The organism is Roseovarius tolerans (assembly GCF_028885395.1).
Classification (GTDB): domain Bacteria; phylum Pseudomonadota; class Alphaproteobacteria; order Rhodobacterales; family Rhodobacteraceae; genus Roseovarius; species Roseovarius tolerans.
In genome coordinates this window covers 1,678,208-1,699,387 of the sequence record NZ_CP118494.1, presented here as the reverse complement: position 1 = coordinate 1,699,387, position 21,180 = coordinate 1,678,208, and the positions used below count along the sequence as shown (strand labels likewise).

Below are 21,180 nucleotides of genomic sequence, written 5' to 3'. Positions count from 1 at the left end.
GCAGGGGTGGCGGCGACAAGGTGTGGCGGGTCCTCATCCTCTGGCGACATTCGGGGGGAATGAGGCAAACCCCGAAAACCGGTTGGGACAGGCAATGCGCAACACCTCCCCTATTTGGGACAGTGGGGAGGCACGCGAAGGGCCAGAGGTGGACCCGCCAGGCAGAAACCTGAAAACTCCGTCAGAACATCCCGGGCAGGTAGAGCGCGCCAACCAGCGTCACCATCAGTGCGGCGGCGCCGATGGCATCGCCGACAATCGTATCCTGCGCGCGGATCGCGGCGGTCTTGATCTGGTGCAACATGGTGCGGCTCCTTCTGAATTCCGTTATGTTGCTTATTTGTTCTCATTTTTTGAGGGCCATGTAAAGAACTTTATGAGAACATTTGTGAACTCTCTGGAACTTTTCGTCTAACCGACTGAAATCAAACGGATCGCCTGATCCTGTTCCATCAACCACAAGAGGCCCCGCGCCGCCTGCCCGCGCGCGCCCTCCAGGTCCGGGTCGTCATGCAAGAGCTTGCGCGCATCCGATTGTGCCACCGCCATCAACGCCGCCTGCGCCTCAAGATCTGCCACGCGAAATTTCGGCAGGCCCGATTGTGCCGTGCCGATCAGGTCGCCCGCCCCGCGCATCTCCAGATCTACCTCGGCAATGCGAAACCCGTCCTCGGTGTCGCGCATCGTCTCCAGCCGCTTTGCACCGCTCTCGCTCAGGGGGGCCTGATACATCAAGAGGCAGGTCGAGGCCGCCTCGCCCCGTCCAACGCGACCCCGCAACTGATGCAGCTGCGCAAGACCGAAACTCTCGGCGCGCTCGATCACCATGATCGAGGCATTGGGCACATCAACCCCAACCTCGATCACCGTGGTCGACACCAGCACGCTGGTCTCGCCGCGCTGAAACGCGGCCATCGCGGCGTCCTTGTCCTCGGGCGGCATCTGGCCATGCACCAGCCCGACCACCCCCTCGTCAAACCCCGCGCGCAATCGGCGAAACCGCTCCTCGGCGCTGCTCAGATCCACGACCTCGCTCTCGTCAACCAGCGGGCAGACCCAATAGGCCTGCCGCCCCTCGGCAATGGCGCGGCGCAGGTGATCGACCACTTCGTCGATCCGCCCCATATTGACCAGCGCGGTCTTGATCGGCTTGCGCCCGGGCGGCTTTTCATCCAGCACGCTGACATCCATGTCACCATATTGCGCGAGGGCGAGGCTGCGCGGGATCGGCGTCGCCGTCATCACCAGCACATCTGCCTGCGCGCCCTTCTTGCCCAGTTCCAGCCGCTGCCGCACGCCAAAGCGGTGTTGCTCATCGACGATGGCCAGCCGCAGATCGGCAAATTCCACGTCTTTTTGAAAGACCGCATGGGTGCCCACCAAAATCTGGATATCGCCCCGCTGCAGCGCCGCCAGCTTGGCGCGCCGCTCTGCCCCCTTGTCGCGGCCCGTCAGGATCTCCAGCACCACACCGGCACTCTCGGCCAGCGGTCGCAGACCCTGCAAGTGCTGCCGCGCGAGAATCTCTGTGGGGGCCATCATCACCCCCTGCCCGCCCGCCTCGACCGCGATCAGCAGCGCCTTGAATGCCACCAGCGTCTTGCCCGCGCCGACATCGCCCTGAAGCAATCGATTCATTCGCATGTCACGCGCCATATCGCCCGCGATCTCGGCAATCGCGCGGGTCTGCGCGCCCGTGAGCGCATAGGGCAACGCCTCCAGAACCCTGGCCTGCAACGCGCCCGTGCCCACCGTCGCGCGCCCCTTGGCCCGGCGCAGCTTGGCGCGCGCCAGCGCCAGCGTCAGCTGATGCGCCATCAGCTCGTCATAGGCCAGCCGCTCGCGCGCCGGGTGTGCAGGCGACAGATCCTGCACCCGCTCCGGCGCATGCGCGGCGCGCACCGCCGCCGCCCAATCGGGCCAGCCCGCCTGTGCCTTCTGCACCGGGTCGATCCATTCCCCGAGGTCCGGCACACGGGTCAGCGCCGACTGCGCCGCCTTGGCCATCACCCGCTGTGTCACCCCGGCGGTCAGCGGATAGACCGGCTCGAAATCGGGAATCTCGCCCGCCTCATCGAGCGGCAATACGTGATCCGGGTGCACCATCTGCGCCACACCGTCGAACAGCTCCACCTTGCCCGACACCACGCGCCGCGCGCCGGTGGGCAACAGCCGTTGCAGGTAATCGCCGCGCGCGTGGAAGAACACCAGTTGAAAGCTGGTGGCATCATCCTCGACCACGACACGATAGGGACCACCCTTGCGCGTGTTGGCCCGGTGCTGGCCCACCGTCACCTCGACCGTCACGACGCCGGGGATCTCGGCGCCCTGCACGGTGGCGCGCCGCGCCCGGTCGACGCCCGAATGCGGCAGGGTAAAGATCAGGTCGCGTGGGCGGGTGATCTCCAGCGCGGCCAGGGTCTGCGCGGTCTTCGGCCCCACCCCCTCCAGCGTATCGAGCCCTGCGAAGAGCGGAAACAGGATCTCGGGCCGTCCGCTCATGCGTCCCCGATGAGGGCGAGCCACTCGTCCTCGTCCATCGTCTCGATGCCCAACTCAGTGGCCTTCTTGGCTTTCGATCCCGCCCCCGGCCCCGCCACCAGAAGATCGGTGCGCGCGCTGACGCTGCCCGAGACCTTGGCCCCCAATGCCTCGGCCCGCGCCTTGGCTTCGGCGCGTGTCATCTTCTCGAGGCTGCCGGTGAACACCACCGTCTTGCCGGCGACCGGGCTGCCGGATGTGTCGGGGGCGGCGGCGGCCTCGACCTTCAGACGCGCCTCCAGCCGGTCGATGCTCGCACGCTCGTTCGGCTCGGCGAAGGCCCCGACAAGGCTGCGCGCCAGCACCTCGCCCACGCCGTCGATACCCAGCAGACGCTCCCATTCGGGCCCGTCAAAACCCGCTGCGCCATCCATCGCCGCCGTGAACTCCTCCCACCGGCCATAATTGCGCGCGATGAGGTTGCTGGCCTGCTCGCCCACATGGCGTATACCAAGCGCAAAGAGCAGCCTCCCGAAAGGAATTTTACGTTTCTCTTCTATTGCATCAAAGAGGTTATTCGCGCTCTTCTCGCCCCAGCCTTCGCGGTTCTTTAACTGCTGCAGGCCGCTGCCATAGCGCTCTTGCAGCGTGAAGATATCGCCGGGCTCCGCAATCCAGCCATCGCGGTAGAATTGCTCGACCTGTTTCGCGCCCAGCCCCTCGATGTCGAAGGCCGCGCGGCTGACGAAATGCTTGAGCTTTTCCACCGCCTGCGCGGGGCAGACAAGACCGCCCATGCAACGACGGACCGCGTCGCCCTCCTCGCGCACCGCATCCGATCCGCATTCGGGGCAGGTGGTGGGAAAGACATAAGGTTCGGCATCCCCGGGCCGTTTCGACAGGTCTACATCTGCCACTTTCGGGATCACGTCGCCCGCGCGGTAAACCTGTACCCAGTCGCCCACGCGAATATCCTTGCCGTCCCGAATGACCTCGCCCTTGCTGTCACGCCCGGCGATGTAATCCTCGTTATGCAGCGTGGCGTTGCTGACCACCACGCCCCCGACCGTCACCGGGGCAAGCCGGGCTACGGGCGACAGCGCGCCGGTGCGCCCGACCTGAATGTCGATCGCCTCCAGCCGTGTCCAGGCCAGTTCGGCGGGGAATTTATGCGCAATCGCCCAGCGCGGCGTGGTCGACCGAAACCCGAGCCGCGCCTGAAGCGCCAGATCATCGACTTTATAGACCACCCCGTCGATGTCATAGCCAAGCGTGGCGCGTGCCTGCTCGATCTCGGCATAATGGGCGAGCAGCGCGGCGGGGCCGTCGCAGAGCGTGGTCAGCGGATTGGTGGAAAACCCCAGACCTGCCAGCCGATCAATCGCACCCATCTGCGTGTCGGAGAGCGGGGCCGACACCTCGCCCCAGCCATAGGCGAAAAACCGCAGCGGGCGCGCAGCGGTGATGCTGGAATCGAGCTGCCGCAGCGACCCGGCGGCGGCATTACGCGGATTGGCGAAGGTCTTGGCCCCCCGCTCGGCCTGGCGCGTGTTCAGCGATTCAAAGTCGGCATGGCTCATATAGACCTCGCCGCGCACCTCAAGCACCTCGGGGGCGCCCTCCAGCCGATCGGGAATATCCGCGATGGTGCGGGCATTGGCGGTGACGTTCTCGCCCACCTCGCCATCGCCGCGCGTCGCGGCCTGCACCAGTTGGCCGTTTTCATAGCGCAGGCTCAGGCTCAGCCCGTCAATCTTGGGCTCCGAAGTATAGCCAAGGGGCGCATCCTCAGCCAACCCCAGATACCGCCGGATGCGGCTATCGAACTCGGTGATATCGGCGTCCTCGAACGCATTGCCTAGGCTGAGCATCCGGATGCTGTGCCGGACCTTGGCAAAGCCATCCGCCGGGGCCGCGCCCACCTGATCCGAGGCACTGTCGGCGCGCTTGAGGCCGGGGAACCGCGCTTCGATGGCGGCATTTCGCGCCTTGAGCGCGTCATACTCCGCATCATTGATCTCGGGCGCGTCATGCGTGTGATAGGCGGTGTTGGCCTTCTCCAGGACCCGCGCCAGCCGCGCCAGTTCGGCGCGCGCCTGCGCCTCGGTCAGATCACTGACGCCAAGATCCGCGCCCTCTGTCATCTTGGTCATCGGCCCCTCATCGCGCTGACGGTTGCGGGGCCGCATGCCCCGCCCTGTCAGAGTGATAGGGCCAGCGGGATCGGAGGTCCAGAGATCAGGCGCCGCTCAGGCGCCGATGGCCAGCGGCGTGCCCTCCATCTCGTCCGGTTCCGGATCACGCAGCACATAGCCCCGCCCCCAGACCGTCTCGATGTAATTTTCGCCGCCGGTCGCCTCGGTCAGCTTCTTTCGCAACTTGCAGATGAACACGTCGATGATCTTTAATTCCGGCTCGTCCATGCCGCCGTAGAGGTGGTTGAGAAACATCTCCTTGGTCAGCGTGGTGCCCTTGCGTAGGCTCAGCAGTTCCAGCATCTGGTATTCCTTGCCGGTCAGGTGCACCGCTTGCGCCGCAACATCCACGGTCTTGGCATCGAGATTAACGTTGATCTTGCCGGTGCGGATCACCGATTGCGAGTGACCCTTGGATCGGCGAATGATCGCGTGGATGCGCGCCACCAGTTCCTCGCGGTGAAACGGCTTGGTCAGATAATCATCTGCCCCAAACCCGAAACCCCTGATCTTGCTCTCGGCGTCATCGGCCCCCGACAGGATCAGGATCGGTGTCTCGATCCGCGACAGGCGCAGCTGGCGCAGCACCTCATGCCCGTTCATGTCCGGCAACCCCAGATCGAGCAGAATCAAATCGTAGTCATAGAGCTTCGCCAGATCGATCCCCTCCTCCCCCAGGTCCGTCGTGTAGACGTTGAGGTCGGCATGGGTCAGCATCATCTCGATGCTTTTCGAGGTGGTGGGGTCGTCCTCGACCAGTAGTACACGCATAAGGCTTCTCCATTCATCACGCAGGCTCCCCCACAAGATTGAGCAAAAATGGTTAACCTAGCGTTACCGTCACCAGAACATTTTTAACCCACACCTCAAAGTTGTCTATATCCCTTGAGTAACGTTACCTTGAGCGCTTCCTCTCCATGGCTTTCAACCGCAGACAACCAACCGAGGAATTCTTCTTCGCTCAACCCGTAGATGCGCAACGCTTCAGACTGCGAAATCAACCCATAGGCGACCCCTCGCACCACAGCGAGCTTGCGCGACGCGACCCATCGCTGCGTGTCTTGCGGCGGCAAGTCAGCGCGACTGAACACCGTGCCATCCGGCAGCGTCACTGCCCTTGGCCCTCCGACTTTCTTGAGATACATCGCATTCACCCCTTCTTTCCACTGACGGCAAAACTGCCGCCATCTCCCTTAACGACCGATGAAACCGGGGCTTGAGAGTGATTAGGATTTACCTATATTCTGCGAGACCCGGACGGAGACCCCGATGGCACTGGACAGCGACACCCCCCTGAACTCTCTGGGCTTTGCCAAAAGCCCGGCCGAGACGCGCGTTGTCGTGGCGATGTCAGGCGGCGTCGACAGTTCCGTCGTGGCCGCGCACCTGGCCGCCGAGGGCTATGACGTGGTGGGCGTGACGCTACAGCTTTATGACCACGGCGCGGCACTGGCCAAGAAGGGCGCCTGCTGCGCTGGTGTCGATATCCACGACGCCCGCCGCGTGGCCGAGGATCTGGGCTTTCCGCATTACGTGCTCGACTACGAGAACATCTTTCGCGACGCGGTGATCGACGAGTTCGCCGACAGCTACCTTGCCGGGGCCACCCCGGTGCCCTGCATCCGCTGCAACGAGCGGGTGAAGTTCAAGGACCTTCTGGAAACCGCCCGTGATCTCGACGCCGATTGTATGGCGACTGGGCATTACATCCAGCGCAAGATGGGCGCTCAGGGCCCCGAACTTCACAGCGCCACCGACGCCGCGCGCGACCAGTCCTATTTCCTGTTCTCCACCACGCCGGAGCAGCTTGACTACCTGCGCTTTCCGCTCGGCCACCTGCCATCGAAGCAGGCCACCCGTGACCTCGCGGCGCAATACGGCCTGCAAGTGGCCGACAAGCCCGACAGTCAGGACATCTGCTTTGTCCCCGATGGCAACTATGCCAGCGTGATCGAGAAACTGCGCCCCGGCGCAGCAGAGCCGGGCGAGATCGTGCATGCCGACGGGCGTGTCCTCGGACGCCATGAGGGTGTCATCCACTACACGATCGGCCAGCGCCGCGGCCTCGGCATCGGCGGGCTGGAAGAGCCGCTCTACGTGGTTCGCCTGGATGTCGACAATCACCGCGTGATCGTCGGCCCCAAAGAGATGCTGGCCACCCGCCGTGTCCCGCTGCGCGAGATCAACTGGCTTGGCGATGAGCCGCTCACCTCGCGCGCCGAATGGGCGGTGTCGGTCAAGGTTCGATCCACCCGGCCGCCGCGCGACGCGGTGCTCCGTCCGATCTCGGAGACCGAGGCCGAGGTCGAATTGCTCACCGCCGAGGAAGGCGTCTCGCCCGGTCAGGCCTGCGTGTTCTACGCACGCGAGGGCAGCCGGGTTCTGGGCGGCGGCTGGATCTGGCGCGGATACTGACGCGCCTTCACGTTTTGCGGAGCACCGTGGCGCGGCCCGCCCGGCTATGGCAGGCTCAGAGCATGCCATGAAAGGACGCCGCCATGCTCCGTCGCCTGCTTCTCGCCTGCCTGGTTCTCCTGCCGCTCGATCTTGCGGCACAGGAACCCGCCCCGACCCCGCAAGACACCCCCGAGGCCGAGGCGCCAGAGCCGCCGATGACCGTTGACCGGCTCGATACGATCCTGCGCGCTCTCGATCCCGATCTGCAATCCAACGGCACGATGTGGCAGCTGACCATCAACGAGGTGCAGGTGCTCATCGTCACCGACGAGACCGCTGACCGAATGCGCGCCATTACCCCCGTGGTCAAGAGCGACGAGGTCTCGAGCGAGGAGATGCAGCGCATCCTGCAGGCCAATTTCGATACCGCCCTCGATGCGCGCTACGCCCTCGCCAAGGATATCCTGTGGTCGGCCTTCATTCACCCGCTGACACCGCTCGAAAAGGATCAGCTGATTTCCGGCCTTGGGCAGGTCGTGAACCTCGCTCAGAGCTACGGCACACTCTACTCCGGCGGCGCGCTGCAATACGGCGGCGGCGACAGCGGCGCGCTGCAACGTGCGCTCATCGACGATCTGCTGAAGAAAGGCGAAGAAATTTAACCCCCAGGGCCACCCCCTGCGGTCCTTACGCTCCCTTGCGCTCGGGCCTGTCGCGCTCTAGATCAAGGGCAGACCGTGACAAGGAGATGCCCATGGCCATGCTCGCCTCCGACCTCGAAGCGTTGATCCGCAACGCCCTGCCCAATGCCCGAATTCGGGTCGAGGGCGATGATGGCGTTCACTTCTCCGCCGAAGTCATCGACGAGAGCTTTCGCGGGATGAACCGCGTGCAGCAACAACGCGCAGTCTATGCCGCGCTGAAGGGTAAGATGGACGGGCCAAACGGCGCGGTCCACGCGCTCGCCCTGACCACAAAGGCCCCGGAGTAACCCGTTTTGGATGCACGCCTGCTTGTCGTTGCCCTGCTGTTGCCCTTCGTGGCGGTGTTCGTCTACGCCACATGGTCTGAATACAGCCGCTTCAAACGCGAGGGGCGTGCCGAATACGGGCTCACCTATGACCCTGAAACCAACACCACCCATGTAGGTGCCATCGCCGAGGATGAGGAAAGCTACGACCCCGACGACTACACCCCCGGCGAAGGCGACGAAGATGGCGAAGACACGGCCGACACCCAACCAGATACCGCAGACCCCAACGAACAGGATAACCGCACATGACCGACGCAAAATCCCGCATTGAAGACACAGTGAAATCCTCCGACGTCGTGCTCTACATGAAGGGCACCAAGGACATGCCGCAATGTGGTTTTTCCAGCCGCGTGGCGGGCGTGCTCAACTACATGGGCGTGGAATTCGCAGATGTGAACGTGCTGGCCGATGAAGACATCCGGCAGGGCATCAAGGATTACTCCGATTGGCCGACAATTCCCCAGCTTTACGTCAAGGGCGAATTCGTCGGCGGCTGCGATATCATCACCGAGATGACCCTCTCGGGCGAACTTGATCAGCTCTTCGAGCAGAACGGCGTCACCTACGACAAGGCCGCCGCCGAGAAAATCCGCGAAGCCAACGCCTGAGCAAATGCATCGTCCTTCTGGGGTAGCTACCAGTCATCCTCGGGCTTGACCCGAGGATCTCCCGGCCGCGGGATCGTCCTGTCAATCCGGGCGATTACGCAGGACGGGCGGCCCACCTCACCGGCGTGTCCAACCCCATAGGCATAGCATTTCCATCGCCACATGCGCCCCGGCAATCGCCGTGGCACCGGTTGTATCAAAGGGCGGCGACACTTCCACAACGTCGCCGCCCAACATATTGATCCCGGCCAGATCGCGCAGCATGATCGCCGCCTGCGCCGAGGTCAGCCCGCCCCAGACCGGCGTGCCCGTGCCGGGGGCAAAGGCCGGGTCCAGCGCATCGATATCAAAGCTCATATAAGCCGGAGCATCACCGACGATCTCTTTGATTTTAATTGCCGTTTTAACCGGCCCCTCCAGATGCACCTCACGCGCGTCGATGGTCGTGATACCCAACGTGTCGGGATTCTCCGTCCGGATACCCACCTGCACCGAGTGTTCCACGTCGATCAGCCCCAGCTTCACCGCCTTGTAAAACATCGTTCCATGATCGATCCGGCTCATGTCGTCATCCATCCAGGTATCGGAATGAGCATCGAACTGCACCAATGCCACCGGCCCGAACTTCTCGGCGTAAGCCTTTAAAATGGGTAGAGAAATGTAGTGATCGCCACCAAGGGTTATGGTCGCCGCCCCACTCTCGAGAATCCCCCGGATATGCGCCGTCAGCGCCTCGGGAAACTCCGCGACCTTTGCATAATCAAAAGCCAGATCACCATAGTCAACGATGCTGAGGCTCGTGAGCGGATCATACCCGTCCCACCCATAAGGCGGATCGAACACCTGCAGCGCACTCGCTTCGCGAATGGCGCGCGGTCCCAACCGTGTGCCGGGCCTGTTGGTGACCGACTGATCGAACGGCACCCCGGTGATCGCCACATCGACGCCCGCGAGATCCTTGGTATAGCGCCTGCGAGCAAAGGACAGCGCGCCGCCAAAGGTGTTCTCATAGCTCAAACCACGCGAGGTTTCTCGCGTAAAGGATTGATCAACTTGTGTTTTTGCATCTTCTAGCGCCATCTTAATTTGCTCCGCTCATCGGCTGTGCCCGCTCCACGAGGCGCGCGAAAAACGACGCGCCCACCGGGGCCACCGCATCGTTGAAATTGAAACCCGGATGATGCAACCCCGGCCCTTCGCCTTGACCCAGGAACAGGTAACAGCCCGGACGCTCCTGCAGCATGTAGGAAAAATCCTCTGCACCCATCTCGCGGGTGCGATCCGCAATCACCGCGTCTGCCCCAACAACCTCACGCGCCACATCCGCAGCAAAGCTGGTTTTCTCCCCATCATTCAGCGTCGCCGGATAACCCAGGTCGATCCGTACCTCCGCCCGCACGCCATGCGCTGCGGCCGTGCCGTCGGCCACCTCGCGCAACCGCCGATGCACCATCGCCTGCACCTCGGGGCTGAACGTCCGGATTGTCGCGTTGATATAGGCGCTCTCGGGGATGATGTTATCGGCGCTGCCGGTATGAATTTGCGTCACAGAAATAACCAGATCGTCCAGAGGGTTACGGTTCCTTGTGACAATCGTCTGGATGGCCTGCACGATCGCTACGGCGGCGATCACCGGATCGCGCGTCTCATGCGGAAAGGCACCGTGCCCGCCTTGCCCGATCACGTCCACATGCAAGCTGTCCACCGCCGCCATGATCGGCCCCGGCGTGGTCTCGAACGTGCCTTCCGGCGCGCCCGGCAAGGTGTGCAACGCATAGACCTGATCCACGGCATGCCGGCTCAGCACGCCTTCCTCGACCATCACACGCCCGCCGCCCGGCCCCTCTTCGGCCGGCTGAAAAATCAGCACCACCTTGCCCGCGAAATTCCGCGTCTCCGCAAGATACTTGGCCGCGGCCAAGAGCATCGTCGTATGCCCGTCATGGCCGCAGGCATGCATCTTTCCAGGCATTTTGCTGGCATAGTCCAGCCCAGTGACCTCCTCCATCGGTAGCGCATCCATATCGGCACGCAAACCGATGCAGGGGCCATCTCCCTGCCCCTCGATCACCGCCACGACGCCGCTCTCGGCTATACCCGTCTCGATCTTCTCGATCCCGAACTCCTGCAATCGCTCCACCACGAAGGCAGCCGTCTCATGACAGTCGAACCCGATCTCGGGATGGGCGTGCAGATGCCTGCGCCATGCGGTCATCTCGTCGGCAAAACCCGCTATGCGGTTGATCACGGCCATCTCTGGACATCCTTTCCATCTCACGTCAGGGTCCACTCAACCCCAAAGCAGAGGCCGCCGCAATGCCTGACGACACGCTCATTCACGATCCCAAAGGCGGCTTGCTCCGGCTGATCGCCATCATGGCGCGGCTGCGCGACCCGGATACGGGATGCCCTTGGGATATCGAGCAAGATTTTGCGAGCATCGCCCCCTATACCATTGAAGAGGCTTACGAAGTCGCCGATGCAATCGAGCAGGAAAACTGGCCCGAATTGCGCGGTGAACTGGGCGATCTGCTGTTGCAGGTGATCTTTCATTCACAGATCGCCCAGGATCGCGGGCTGTTCGATGTCGAGGACGTGGCCAATGCGATTTCCGACAAGATGGTCGCGCGCCATCCACATGTCTTTGGTGCCGAGAGCCGCGACAAGAGCGCCGAACAACAGACCCGCGACTGGGAGGCGCTCAAGGCCGCAGAGCGCGCGGCAGACGCCAAATCCGGCACACTTGACGGTGTGGCGTTAGGTCTACCCGCGCTCCTGCGCGCGGTGAAGTTGCAAAAACGCGCCGCACGTGTCGGCTTTGACTGGCCCGAGACCTCACATGTTCTCGACAAGATACAGGAAGAAGTCGAAGAGCTTCACGAGGCCTCAGAGCACCTGACCCAAGACAAGGTCGAGGAAGAGTTCGGCGATCTCCTGTTCGTCATGGCCAATCTCGCTCGGCACATGAAGCTCTGCCCGGAAACCGCCCTGCGCCGCGCCAACGCCAAATTCACCCGCCGGTTCGAGCGCATCGAGGCATTGTTATCCGAGGCGGGCAAGACGCCCGACCAATCTGATCTCGCGGAAATGGACGCGCTCTGGAATCGCGCCAAAGCCGAAGAACGCGGCGAGGCCTGAGCCCCGCCCACGTCTTCTTTTTGGCAAAAATACTCACAATTCCTACAGTTAGGCTTGGATCTTCATCTCGGACAATGCGGCATCGCAGCGTTTGCAGGTGCCGACATGAGCATGGTTTCCTACATCCGGAAGGATCTTCCAGCAGCGCTGACATTTCTGCCCCTCAGCCTTGGCAAAGACCACGCCGACCGTCTCCACCTCGGGCAGGCGGAACGCCTCATCGGGGCGTGGCGTATCGGTGAGCGTGACATCCGAAGTGATGCAGATATCTTCGAAATTCACTGATTTAAGCGCAGCCAACATCTCGGCATCGCGCACATGCACGACGGGCGCGGCCTCCAGCGATGCCCCGATCACCTTGTCGGTGCGCTGCACCTCCAGCGCCGCCGTCACCACGCGCCGCGCCTGGCGCACCTGCCCCCATTTCGCCGCCAGCGGCTCATCCAGCCAATCGGCAGGGGTCGCGGGGATATCGGTCAGGTGCACGGAGGTCTCCGCGCCAGGGAATCGCTCCAGCCAGACCTCTTCCATGGTAAAGACCAGCACCGGCGCGAGCCATGTGGTCAGCCGGTGGAACAGCAGATCAAGCACGGTGCGCGCCGCGCGGCGGCGCGCCGTGTCACCGTCGCAATAGAGCGCGTCCTTACGGATATCGAAATAAAAGGCCGACAGCTCGATCGTGGCGAAGTTGAAGATCTGCTGAAAAACGCCTTGAAAATCATAGGCTTCATAGCCTTTCTTGACCTTGTGATCGAGTTCGGCCAGCCGATGCAGCACCCACCGTTCCAACTCCGGCATTGCCGAAGGCTCGACCCGGTCCGCCTCGCTGAAATGGCTCAACCCGCCCAGCATGAAACGCATCGTATTGCGCAACCGGCGATAGCTGTCGGCCACACCCTTGAGGATCTCCGGCCCGATCCGCAGATCGGCTGTGTAATCCGCCTGTGCCACCCATAGGCGCAGAATGTCGGCCCCGTATTGCTTTACCACCTCCTCGGGGGCCACGGTATTGCCGAGCGATTTGGACATCTTGTTGCCCTTCTCGTCCAGCGTAAAACCATGCGTCAGCACCCCGCGATAGGGCGCGTGTCCGATAGTGCCACAGGCCTGCAGCATCGAGGAATGGAACCAGCCGCGATGCTGATCGGTGCCTTCGAGATAGAGATCGGCCATGCCGTCCGCTGACCCGTCCTCGCGGTCACGCAGCACGAAGGCATGGGTGGAGCCGGAATCGAACCACACATCGAGAATGTCGTCGACCTTCTCCCACGCCTGCGGATCGACGATGCCCGTCAAGAACCGCTCTTTCGCGCCGTCCTTGTACCAGGCATCCGCGCCCTCGGTCTCGAACGCCTCAAGGATGCGGGCATTCACCTCCTCGTTGCGCAAAAGGTAATCGGGATCAGTCGGTTGCGCGCCTTTCTTCACAAAGCACGTGAGCGGCACGCCCCAGGCGCGCTGACGCGACAGCACCCAGTCGGGCCGCGCCTCGATCATCGAATAGAGACGATTTCGACCGGTCTTGGGTGTCCATGCCACCAGCTCGTCGATAGAGCGCAACGCGCGCTCGCGGATGGTGGTGCCAAATTGGTCCTGCCCGTCGCCCACCGCGCGGTCGATGGCGGCGAACCATTGCGGCGTGTTGCGGTAGATCACCGGTGCCTTGGAGCGCCAGCTATGCGGATAGCTGTGCTTGATCTTGCCCCGCGCGAGCAGCCCGCCCACCTCGACCAGCTTGTCGATGACGGATTTATTGGCATTGCCCTCCTTGCCCTTGCGGTCAAGGATGAACGTGCCGCCAAAGAACGGCAGATCGGGGCGGAAGGAGCCATCGTCGAGCACGTTATAGGTGATCACCTGATCCAGCATCCCGAGACCGCGATAGAGCTCGTATTCCTCCATCCCGTGTGACGGCGCGCAGTGGACGAAACCGGTGCCTTCTTCGTCGGTCACGAAATCGGCGGCACGGAAATCGCGCAGGTCGTCCCATTCACCGTTGGCACCTTCTGCCCCGGCGAGCGGGTGTTGCAGCGAGAGGCCCGCCAATTCATCGGCACTCACGTCACGGACGCGGGTATACATCCCCTCCTCCAGCCGCGCACGGGTCATTACGTCCCCCGCCAGCTTGTCGGCGAGGATGAACTTATCGCCCACATCCGCCCAGCACTGCTCGGGCGTGCCGGTCACCTCGTAGAGGCCATAGGAAATGTCCGCGCCATACACCACGGCCTTGTTGGACGGGATCGTCCAAGGCGTGGTGGTCCAGATGACGACTGACGCATCCATCAAGTCAGCGGGCATCGGACCGATAGGCTCATCTCCCTGACTTCCCGCCTGCGGAGACGAAATCCCACAAACCCGAAACTTCACCCAGACCGTAAAGCTCTCCTTGTCGTGATATTCCACCTCCGCCTCGGCGAGCGCGGTCTTCTCGATGGGTGACCACATCACCGGCTTGGAGCCCTGGTAGAGCACGCCGGACATCAGGAATTTCTGGAATTCCTCCGCGATGATCCGCTCGGCGCGGAAATCCATCGTCAGATACGGCTTGTCCCACTTGCCGGTGATCCCGAGCCGCTTGAACTCGTCGCGCTGGATGTCGATCCAGCCTTCGGCGAACTTGCGGCATTCCTGACGGAAATCAACGACATCGACCTTGTCCTTGTCGAGACCCTTGGCGCGATACTGTTCCTCGATCTTCCACTCGATGGGCAGGCCGTGGCAATCCCAGCCGGGGATATAGCGCGCGTCGCGCCCCATCATCTGCTGCGAGCGCACCACCATATCCTTGAGGATCTTGTTGAGCGCGTGGCCGATATGCAGGTGACCGTTGGCATAGGGCGGGCCATCGTGCAGGGTAAACGGCTCACGGCCCTCCGCCCGCCCGCGCAGCCGGTCATAGATGCCGATTTCCTCCCAACGGGCAAGCCATTCCGGCTCGCGCTTGGGCAGGCCCGCCCGCATCGGGAACTCGGTCTGCGGCAGGTTCAGGGTGTCTTTGTACTCGGGCGTGTCAGAACACATGGGTGACGTCCTTTGTCACTGGGTGTTGAAAATCTGGGGTTCTGGGGCGGCGCGATGGCTCAAACGCCTTTTCCCGGCGGCTCGATGGGGTCAGAGCGCCGGGCATGTAATTCGATTAATGATCGCTATGCGTCTCATCATGCCCGCCTTATAGGCGCGCACCCGGGACGCGTCCAGAGGGGGAGCCCCCGCTTTCTTGAAAAGAAAGCGTTCCGAAATCTTTTGAAGATTTCGCCCCGGCCCAGTCACAAGAGGGGATTGCCTCGGCCCGCGTCTCGCGCCACATAAAGGCCATGAGTATCGCCCTGCCCCCGCGTTTCGACATCACCCGCCCGGAGATCGAGCGGGTCGTCGCCGCCTTCTACGAGGCAGTCCGCGCGCATCCCACGCTCGGACCCGTCTTTGCCGTGCATGTCGATGACTGGCCCGCGCATGTGGCCAAGGTCGCCGATTTCTGGGCCAATTCGATCCTGCATGAGCGGGTCTATGACGGCTCACCCATGGCCGCGCATGTAAAAGCAAAAAACGTGCGCCCGGGCATGTTCTCCACCTGGCTCGATCTGTTCGACAACGTGCTGCGCGCGGAACTGCGCCCCGATCAGGCTGCCGCGTGGTCGGCCTTGGCGCATCGCATCGGGCGGTCCTTGCGCGCGGGCGTGGTAGAGCGTGACACCCTCCCCGGCGGCGTGCCGAAGCTGCGCTAGCTGCTGCCCTTGGCGCGATCCCATTGCGCTGACATCTTGCGATTGAGCCACACCAGCCCCGCCAGCCCGAGACCAAGACCCATGAAGGACATCACCCGGATCAGGCCCGACAGGCCGGAGGTATCGATCACGAAAACCTTGGCCACGGTCAGCGCAACCCCCAACATCGCCAACTTTCGCAGCACGACCGAGCGGCGAGCAAAGGCAAAGAGCAAAAGAGCCACCGACACGGCGAGCATGGCGACGGTATAGGAGTATAGCTCTGGCTGTGTCACGCCGGGCACCGAAAGGTCGGGCCCACGCCACAGCCTGCGTATCTCGAGCGTCGCATACGCAGCCGCATAGCCCGCGGTCAGAGCGACACAACCCATCCGCAAGAGGCGCGGCAGATGCGCAAGCCGCCAAGCCGCAACGCCGAACGCAACGGCAAGAGGCAGATAGGCCACCGCAAGGCTGTCGAGGAGTGGCGGGCCAAGCACACGCTCATTGCTTAAGAGATCAAAGACCGGGTTGAAAAGCGTCGCCTGCAAAAGCATCACGCCCGCGCCCATTAGCCCAAAGACGCAGGCCAGACCGATCCGCACCGCGCGGATGAGGCCCCCACCTGCCTTCATCCGGTAGAGCTGGTTGACCGCCGAGGCGACCCAGATCGTCGCCAAAAGGCCAAGTCCCCAATGGCTGAACAGACGGTCCTCACCCATCATGCGGAAGAGCAGAACGCAGGCAAAGACCGCTGAGAGGGTCCAGACCGCACTTTCCAGCACCACCCGTGCCGCGGATTGCGGGCGATGCGCCATGAGCCAACACGATGCGCCCAGCAGGGCCGTCGCGCCGCCATAGGCCAGCCAAACCTGCACGGTCGCGGCGTCGATGCCCCAGAAGACGCCGGGATCGACGATCAGCCGATACCCGATGATCACCGCGCCGACCTGCACCACCCAACCAAGGAGCGGCAAATCGTGACGCCGGTCGATCACCACCGTGCCCAGAACCATCACGCCAAGCGCCACGGTCAACGCCGCATCGGCCAGCATGAGGAACAGCGCAAGCGCAATCAGGGTCAGCGCCGCAACGCCGAATATGGCGGCCCGCAAGGCTGGCTCGACCGGCCCCGCAGCTTGGTGACAACGCGCGGCCATCCCCGTCATCAACGCCGCGAGGGCAAGCGCGTGCAACGCCCAGACGTAAGCCCCGAGAACCACCGCCGGTTGCCAAAGAAACTCGAACATCAAGAGCATCCCCGGCGCGAACATGGCGGCGCCGATCGCCCAGAGGATCGCCGGGCCTGGCGCTGATACCTCCGCCGCGCGCTGCATCCGTCCGTAGGCCAACAGGCTGGCAAGAGCGGCCAACCCAAGGATCACCGTGACCGTCAGCGGCATACCCGACTCAGGCACGCGCGGGGCGCGGAAAGCACTCAGGAGCGGCCCAAAGGGATAGGCCGCCTGTTCCGCCAGGACCAAGGCCACGGCAATCGCGGGGGCCAGGGCGATGTCCTGCAAGCCCTCAGCCTCACGCAACCACCAAAGCGCGCCACCAAGCATCAGCGCCAGCAGGCCAAGCGCGAGCCAGACCAGCACGACAGTCTCCGCATCCGCAGCGACGACGACCGCCCCGATACTGGCCGCGATGACCATCCCACCACCAAGTCGGGTCGGAAATTCCGGCCAGGGGCGTTGTCCCAGAACCATGCCAAGTATCGGCGTTCCGGTATGGCGCGGCATCAACCGCCGTTCGGGAATGACGAGCGCCATGGCACTGAGCAAAGCCAGGAACACGAGGAAATGCACGGCCTCCACGCCCATGACGTAAAGACCAGAGGCTGCCAGCATCGTCACCACAATCACCAGCGCTGACACCCAGGCCCATCTCTTGACCGTATCCACGGCAAGCCCGGCGAGGGCGATCAGCGCAAAATAGTAGTAGAACAGCCAAGGCGCCTCGGAGGAGCCGCCCAGAAGAAACGGCGCGGCGGTTGCGCCGATGATGCCACCGGCGGCAAGCACCGGCCCGTAAAACCAGCCCAACACAATGGCCACAGCGGCAACCGCCACCAGCCCAAGCAGCGCCGTTCCTGCGGGAACGAGGGCGTAAAGTGCATGCGCGGCCAGCACCCCCGCAAAGAGCGAGACAAGCCCTGCCCCGGACAGCACCGAAGGAAGCGATTGCGTCGCACCTCGTGTTTCGTCGCCATGCCGCCGCCGGATCACCTCGCCCACAGCGATCAGGGCAGCCCCTAGGATCAGCGCGCCAGTGACGCGCCAAACCGGCGTCAGCAACCCCTGCTCGACCCCGTATTGCACCATGAACACCCCGGCGAGCGCCATCGACAGCCCCGCCACCGCCAGCGCCCAGTTGTCGCGCAACCACCGCCCGAGGGCGGCAATCCGGTCAGCGCGAAACACGAAGGCGCGCGGGACCTGACCGCGCGCCGCAGATGGTGACGCCGCGGCGTCCGGCTCTGACATCTCTGCACGCGCCTGTTTAACGCTAGCCGCCTTTGGTGCCGGCTGCGAGGGTCGTGCGATCTCGGGTATCGGAGGTGTGGCGTCATCAATGCGCTGCGAGGCCGAATCTGCGCGCAGGTCCGACATTGTCTCTTCCAGGGCGCGTAGCCTGCGTCTCAGCCCGACCTGCGCAATCAGCAGATATGGCACGGCCAAAACCAGAAGGACCGACCCCAGACCGACAAACCCGAAAATAATATCCACGCCACGCACCCGCCTTCACCGTTACGGTCCGCTGACGCTAGCGCGTTGGAAAGAGCCCAACAAGCGCGCGTTTGACCAGACCCGAGACCGAGGGACGACGCACTCGAAGGAAGGGCAGCGGGCGGCAGACCTCCATCGTCGCGACCCCCACACGCGCGGTCAGCGCGCCGTTGACCACGCCTTCTCCAAAGCGGCGCGACAGTTTCGAGAGCATGCTGCCGCCCGCGACGCTGCTGATCATGTCGTCCCCCACGGCCACCGCGCCGGTCGCCACCAAATGCGCCATCACCGCCCGCGTCAGCCGCCAGCCACCCAGCACACCCGCGCGCCCGCCATAGATCTCGGCGATGCGTCGGATCATCCGCAGATTGGCAATCAGCGCGCCTGCCACATCCGCAAGCGCCAACGGCACCAACGCGGTGACCGTCGCCACCTGCCGCGACGCCAGCTCGATCTCTTGCAGGGCCTGCGCATCGAGCGGGGCCAGCAACTCGGCCTCCGCCAGCCCGAGAAGCGCCTCGGCGTCGAATTGATCCGCCTCGCGCTCTTTCAGCCGGGCCTGCCCCCATTGCAGCACATCGCGCCCAGCATAAAGTGCCGAGAGCCGCGTCACCGTGGCGCGCGCACCAGAGAGGTCCTCCTCTGCCAGCGCCGCGCTTGCCGCGCTGCGCAGACTGTCGAGCCGCCCCAGACGGGCAAAGGCCGCGATCTCGCGCAGGGCGATGAGCACAATCACGATGAGCAGCGCCACGCCCATACCCGCCACCACATAGCCCAAAAGCGGGGCCCGCGCGATCAAGCCGGCCGCGAAATCCCAGGCCGCGACCGAAATCGCCGCGCCAATGAGGCCGAGCGCCAGCGCCCAGAACGCCCGCGCCAAGCGCGAGGGCGGCCGCGCCGCCCGCGCCATTGCCGCCTGCATCGCACGGCCCTCAGGGCGGGGCTGGTCATCGGGAACCGGCGGCGCGCGATCAGGCTCTGCCGCCCTGTCCTCGTCAAGATCAATCAGAACCGGACCGTTACTCATGCCGCCTCTTCCTCTTCACTCCAGATCATCAGGATATCGGGCAAGCCCTCGTCATTGCCCGCCCCCTGCCCGCGCGCCGCCTCGCGAAAGCCCTGCGCCGCGTAAAAGCCGCGCGCACCCGCGTTCTGTTCCAGCACCCACAGGTCGAGCGCGCCGGTATCGGCCTTGGCCTCGGCCAGCAGCGCGCCGCCATGGCCCTGCCCGCGCCGCGCAGGCGCGACGTAAAGCGCATGCACCCGCGAGCCGTCGCGCACGATGAAGGCGGCGATGCCAGACCTGTCGCGCACAATCCTGACCCAACCCCGCCGCGTCACCCAAGCGAGCGCGCGCAGATCGTCGCGCGGGCTGCGCACTTGCGGCAGCCAAGGGGTCGCCCGGGTAAACGCCCACAGGATGCGCGCCAGATGTGGCAGATGCCAGAGCCGGGCGCGCGCGATACTCATAGCCGATCCCCGATCAGGAACTGCGCGGCACGATCCAGCCGGATATGCGGCGGCCCCTCGCCGGGGCGCAGGTTGAGGACCGAAGGCGCAAAGCGCATCGCCCGATACTCGCCGTCAGGCCATGCCTCCGCGCCGCCCCGCGCCGCCGCCAGAAGGCGCGCGGGATCCTCGGGCAACGCGCCCGGATGAAACGCCGCCTGTCGCCCGGTGTCCAAGAGCCGCCCGCGCACGCAATCGAGATCGCGGCCCTGATGGTTCATTCGGTCCTCGACCGTGGCGCGTAGCGCGGCGATGGCCATGGCGCGGGTCTCGGCCCCGGCGAAGTCCGCGCGGTCGCGGGCCGCGCGCAACAGCGCCTCCATGATTGCGGTCAGGCGTACGTGCTGAGTGTGATGCAGATGATCGGCTTTGGTCGCGGCAAAGAGGATCTTCTCCACCCGCCGCCCCATCAGAAGCTGCGTCAGAAACGCATTCCGCCCGGGGCGAAACGCCCCGAGGATATCGGCCATGGCACCACGCATGTCCTCGACCGCGCGCGGCCCCTTGTGGATCGCGTCGAGCGCATCGACCAGCACCACTTGCCGGTCGATCCGCGCGAAATGATCGCGGAAAAAGGGCCGCACCACCTCGCGTTTATAGGCCTCATAGCGCCGCGCCATCTCGGCGCGCAGGCTTTTGCGCGGGGGCGCGCCGTCGGCGGGTAGCGGCGCGAAGGTCACCACCGGCGAGCCCGCCAGATCACCGGGCAACAGAAACCGCCCCGGCGTGCAATCATAAAACCCGGCATCGCGCGCGGCGTTGAGATAGGTGGTAAAGCCCTGCGCCAGACGCTGTGCCACTGCCTCCTCCAAAGGGGCCGCGGCATCGGTGGCGCGCGCGGCCTCCAGATAGGCGGCGGCCTGCGGACGTGCCTGGATGCGGGCCAACACCTCCTCGCACCACTGATTATAGCTCTTGTCCAGCAGCGCCAGATCGAGCAGCCATTCGCCCGGATAATCCACGATATCAAGATGCACCACGCGCGGGCCGGTCATACCTGACAGAAAGCCACCCGGCCGCACCCGCAGCGACAGGCGCAGTTCCGAAACGGCGCGGGTGCTCTCGGGCCAATGCGGCGCGGGACCGGTGAGGGCCGCCAGATGCGTCTCATAGTCGAAACGCGGCAGGGTCACGTCGGGCTGCGGTTGCAAATAGGCCGCAAGAATGCGCCCCTCGCCCTCGGCCAGAAGGCCCGGCATGCGCGCGCGGTCGAGCAGATTGGCGATCAGCGAGGTGATGAACACGGTCTTGCCCGCGCGGGCAAGGCCCGTGACCCCCAATCGCACCACCGGCTCGAAAAACGCGCCTGAAACGCGATCCCCGAATTCCTCAATGCCGCGCGTCAGCCCGTCCGCCAGCCCTGCAATCGCCAAACCTGCC

At 64.1% G+C, this 21,180-nt stretch carries 19 protein-coding genes; 7 read left to right on the top strand and 12 right to left on the bottom strand.

All coding sequences use genetic code 11. The annotated features are described in order from the left end of the window. Positions 1 to 181 precede the first annotated feature (181 nt). The 5 genes from PVU19_RS08400 to sciP form a co-directional block, all read right to left on the bottom strand. Positions 182 to 304 carry a hypothetical protein gene (locus PVU19_RS08400; RefSeq protein WP_268784689.1) on the bottom strand — a complete coding sequence of 41 codons (123 nt, stop codon included), beginning with the start codon at positions 302 to 304 and terminating at the stop codon, positions 182 to 184. A 107-nt stretch (positions 305 to 411) separates the two neighbouring features. After that, a complete protein-coding gene (gene recG, locus PVU19_RS08395; protein ID WP_050661808.1) occupies positions 412 to 2,502 on the bottom strand; it encodes an ATP-dependent DNA helicase RecG in 2,091 nt (696 codons plus the stop codon). Beyond that, positions 2,499 to 4,625: an NAD-dependent DNA ligase LigA gene (gene ligA, locus PVU19_RS08390; RefSeq protein WP_050661852.1), complete on the bottom strand. Its 2,127-nt coding sequence runs from the start codon at positions 4,623 to 4,625 to the stop codon at positions 2,499 to 2,501. Before ligA ends, recG begins: the two co-directional genes overlap by 4 nt. 105 nt (positions 4,626 to 4,730) lie before the next feature. After that, positions 4,731 to 5,447: a response regulator transcription factor CtrA gene (ctrA, locus tag PVU19_RS08385; protein ID WP_050661809.1), complete on the bottom strand. Its 717-nt coding sequence runs from the start codon at positions 5,445 to 5,447 to the stop codon at positions 4,731 to 4,733. 95 nt (positions 5,448 to 5,542) lie between these two features. Next, entirely contained in the window at positions 5,543 to 5,821 is a 279-nt protein-coding gene (sciP, locus tag PVU19_RS08380) for a CtrA inhibitor SciP (RefSeq protein WP_050661810.1), read from the bottom strand. Between the two features lie 124 nt (positions 5,822 to 5,945). On the opposite strand from sciP, the gene mnmA reads away from it, so the two are divergent. From mnmA to grxD, 5 genes are all read left to right on the top strand, one after another. Next, positions 5,946 to 7,091 (top strand): tRNA 2-thiouridine(34) synthase MnmA, encoded by a 1,146-nt coding sequence (gene mnmA, locus PVU19_RS08375; protein WP_050661811.1) that lies wholly within the window; start codon positions 5,946 to 5,948, stop codon positions 7,089 to 7,091. Between the two features lie 83 nt (positions 7,092 to 7,174). Further along, complete coding sequence (locus PVU19_RS08370; protein WP_050661812.1) at positions 7,175 to 7,735, top strand: hypothetical protein; 561 nt, start codon at positions 7,175 to 7,177, stop codon at positions 7,733 to 7,735. 92 nt (positions 7,736 to 7,827) lie between these two features. After that, positions 7,828 to 8,064 carry a BolA family protein gene (locus PVU19_RS08365; protein WP_050661813.1) on the top strand — a complete coding sequence of 79 codons (237 nt, stop codon included), beginning with the start codon at positions 7,828 to 7,830 and terminating at the stop codon, positions 8,062 to 8,064. A 6-nt stretch (positions 8,065 to 8,070) separates the two neighbouring features. Beyond that, positions 8,071 to 8,355 (top strand): hypothetical protein, encoded by a 285-nt coding sequence (locus PVU19_RS08360; protein ID WP_200901843.1) that lies wholly within the window; start codon positions 8,071 to 8,073, stop codon positions 8,353 to 8,355. Beyond that, positions 8,352 to 8,714, top strand: a complete 363-nt coding sequence (gene grxD, locus PVU19_RS08355; protein WP_050661814.1) for a Grx4 family monothiol glutaredoxin — start codon at positions 8,352 to 8,354, stop codon at positions 8,712 to 8,714. The genes PVU19_RS08360 and grxD overlap by 4 nt, the downstream gene beginning before the upstream one ends. A 117-nt stretch (positions 8,715 to 8,831) precedes the next feature. On the opposite strand, the gene speB is transcribed toward grxD, so the two are convergent. Next, on the bottom strand, positions 8,832 to 9,794 hold the full coding sequence (gene speB / locus PVU19_RS08350; protein ID WP_050661815.1) for an agmatinase: 963 nt from the start codon (positions 9,792 to 9,794) through the stop codon (positions 8,832 to 8,834). Between the two features lies 1 nt (position 9,795). Continuing rightward, a complete protein-coding gene (locus tag PVU19_RS08345; RefSeq protein WP_050661816.1) occupies positions 9,796 to 10,968 on the bottom strand; it encodes a M20 aminoacylase family protein in 1,173 nt (390 codons plus the stop codon). A gap of 62 nt (positions 10,969 to 11,030) precedes the next feature. Between PVU19_RS08345 and mazG the strand changes: the two genes are divergently transcribed. Next, positions 11,031 to 11,852 (top strand): nucleoside triphosphate pyrophosphohydrolase, encoded by an 822-nt coding sequence (mazG, locus tag PVU19_RS08340; protein ID WP_050661817.1) that lies wholly within the window; start codon positions 11,031 to 11,033, stop codon positions 11,850 to 11,852. A gap of 48 nt (positions 11,853 to 11,900) precedes the next feature. Here mazG and ileS read toward each other — a convergent pair whose 3' ends face one another. Further along, the gene (gene ileS, locus PVU19_RS08335; RefSeq protein ID WP_050661818.1) at positions 11,901 to 14,876 is read right to left on the bottom strand and encodes an isoleucine--tRNA ligase; all 2,976 of its coding nucleotides are present in this window, start codon (positions 14,874 to 14,876) and stop codon (positions 11,901 to 11,903) included. Between the two features lie 293 nt (positions 14,877 to 15,169). On the opposite strand from ileS, the gene PVU19_RS08330 reads away from it, so the two are divergent. Then, positions 15,170 to 15,580 (top strand): group III truncated hemoglobin, encoded by a 411-nt coding sequence (locus PVU19_RS08330; RefSeq protein WP_050661819.1) that lies wholly within the window; start codon positions 15,170 to 15,172, stop codon positions 15,578 to 15,580. Here PVU19_RS08330 and PVU19_RS08325 read toward each other — a convergent pair. The 4 genes from PVU19_RS08325 to PVU19_RS08310 are packed head-to-tail and all read right to left on the bottom strand — an operon-like array spanning position 15,577 to position 21,173. Further along, entirely contained in the window at positions 15,577 to 18,291 is a 2,715-nt protein-coding gene (locus PVU19_RS08325; RefSeq protein ID WP_050661820.1) for a DUF2339 domain-containing protein, read from the bottom strand. The two genes, PVU19_RS08330 and PVU19_RS08325, sit on opposite strands and share 4 nt — an antisense overlap. Positions 18,292 to 18,328: 37 nt before the next feature. Then, positions 18,329 to 19,318: a YcjF family protein gene (locus tag PVU19_RS08320; protein WP_050661821.1), complete on the bottom strand. Its 990-nt coding sequence runs from the start codon at positions 19,316 to 19,318 to the stop codon at positions 18,329 to 18,331. After that, positions 19,315 to 19,761, bottom strand: coding sequence for a GNAT family N-acetyltransferase (locus tag PVU19_RS08315; RefSeq protein WP_050661822.1), 447 nt, complete (start codon positions 19,759 to 19,761; stop codon positions 19,315 to 19,317). The genes PVU19_RS08320 and PVU19_RS08315 overlap by 4 nt, the downstream gene beginning before the upstream one ends. After that, the gene (locus tag PVU19_RS08310) at positions 19,758 to 21,173 is read right to left on the bottom strand and encodes a YcjX family GTP-binding protein (protein ID WP_050661823.1); all 1,416 of its coding nucleotides are present in this window, start codon (positions 21,171 to 21,173) and stop codon (positions 19,758 to 19,760) included. The genes PVU19_RS08315 and PVU19_RS08310 overlap by 4 nt, the downstream gene beginning before the upstream one ends. Positions 21,174 to 21,180 lie beyond the last annotated feature (7 nt).

Coding starts and splice junctions, on each gene's coding strand:
- PVU19_RS08365 (WP_050661813.1), top strand. CDS start 7,828: ATGGCCATGCTCGCCTCCGACCTCGAAGCGTTGATCCGCAACGCCCTG.
- mnmA (WP_050661811.1), top strand. CDS start 5,946: ATGGCACTGGACAGCGACACCCCCCTGAACTCTCTGGGCTTTGCCAAA.
- ileS (WP_050661818.1), bottom strand. CDS start 14,876: ATGTGTTCTGACACGCCCGAGTACAAAGACACCCTGAACCTGCCGCAG.
- PVU19_RS08315 (WP_050661822.1), bottom strand. CDS start 19,761: ATGAGTATCGCGCGCGCCCGGCTCTGGCATCTGCCACATCTGGCGCGC.
- grxD (WP_050661814.1), top strand. CDS start 8,352: ATGACCGACGCAAAATCCCGCATTGAAGACACAGTGAAATCCTCCGAC.
- recG (WP_050661808.1), bottom strand. CDS start 2,502: ATGAGCGGACGGCCCGAGATCCTGTTTCCGCTCTTCGCAGGGCTCGAT.
- PVU19_RS08400 (WP_268784689.1), bottom strand. CDS start 304: ATGTTGCACCAGATCAAGACCGCCGCGATCCGCGCGCAGGATACGATT.
- PVU19_RS08345 (WP_050661816.1), bottom strand. CDS start 10,968: ATGGCCGTGATCAACCGCATAGCGGGTTTTGCCGACGAGATGACCGCA.
- sciP (WP_050661810.1), bottom strand. CDS start 5,821: ATGTATCTCAAGAAAGTCGGAGGGCCAAGGGCAGTGACGCTGCCGGAT.
- mazG (WP_050661817.1), top strand. CDS start 11,031: ATGCCTGACGACACGCTCATTCACGATCCCAAAGGCGGCTTGCTCCGG.
- PVU19_RS08330 (WP_050661819.1), top strand. CDS start 15,170: ATGAGTATCGCCCTGCCCCCGCGTTTCGACATCACCCGCCCGGAGATC.
- PVU19_RS08370 (WP_050661812.1), top strand. CDS start 7,175: ATGCTCCGTCGCCTGCTTCTCGCCTGCCTGGTTCTCCTGCCGCTCGAT.
- ligA (WP_050661852.1), bottom strand. CDS start 4,625: ATGACAGAGGGCGCGGATCTTGGCGTCAGTGATCTGACCGAGGCGCAG.
- ctrA (WP_050661809.1), bottom strand. CDS start 5,447: ATGCGTGTACTACTGGTCGAGGACGACCCCACCACCTCGAAAAGCATC.
- PVU19_RS08320 (WP_050661821.1), bottom strand. CDS start 19,318: ATGAGTAACGGTCCGGTTCTGATTGATCTTGACGAGGACAGGGCGGCA.
- speB (WP_050661815.1), bottom strand. CDS start 9,794: ATGGCGCTAGAAGATGCAAAAACACAAGTTGATCAATCCTTTACGCGA.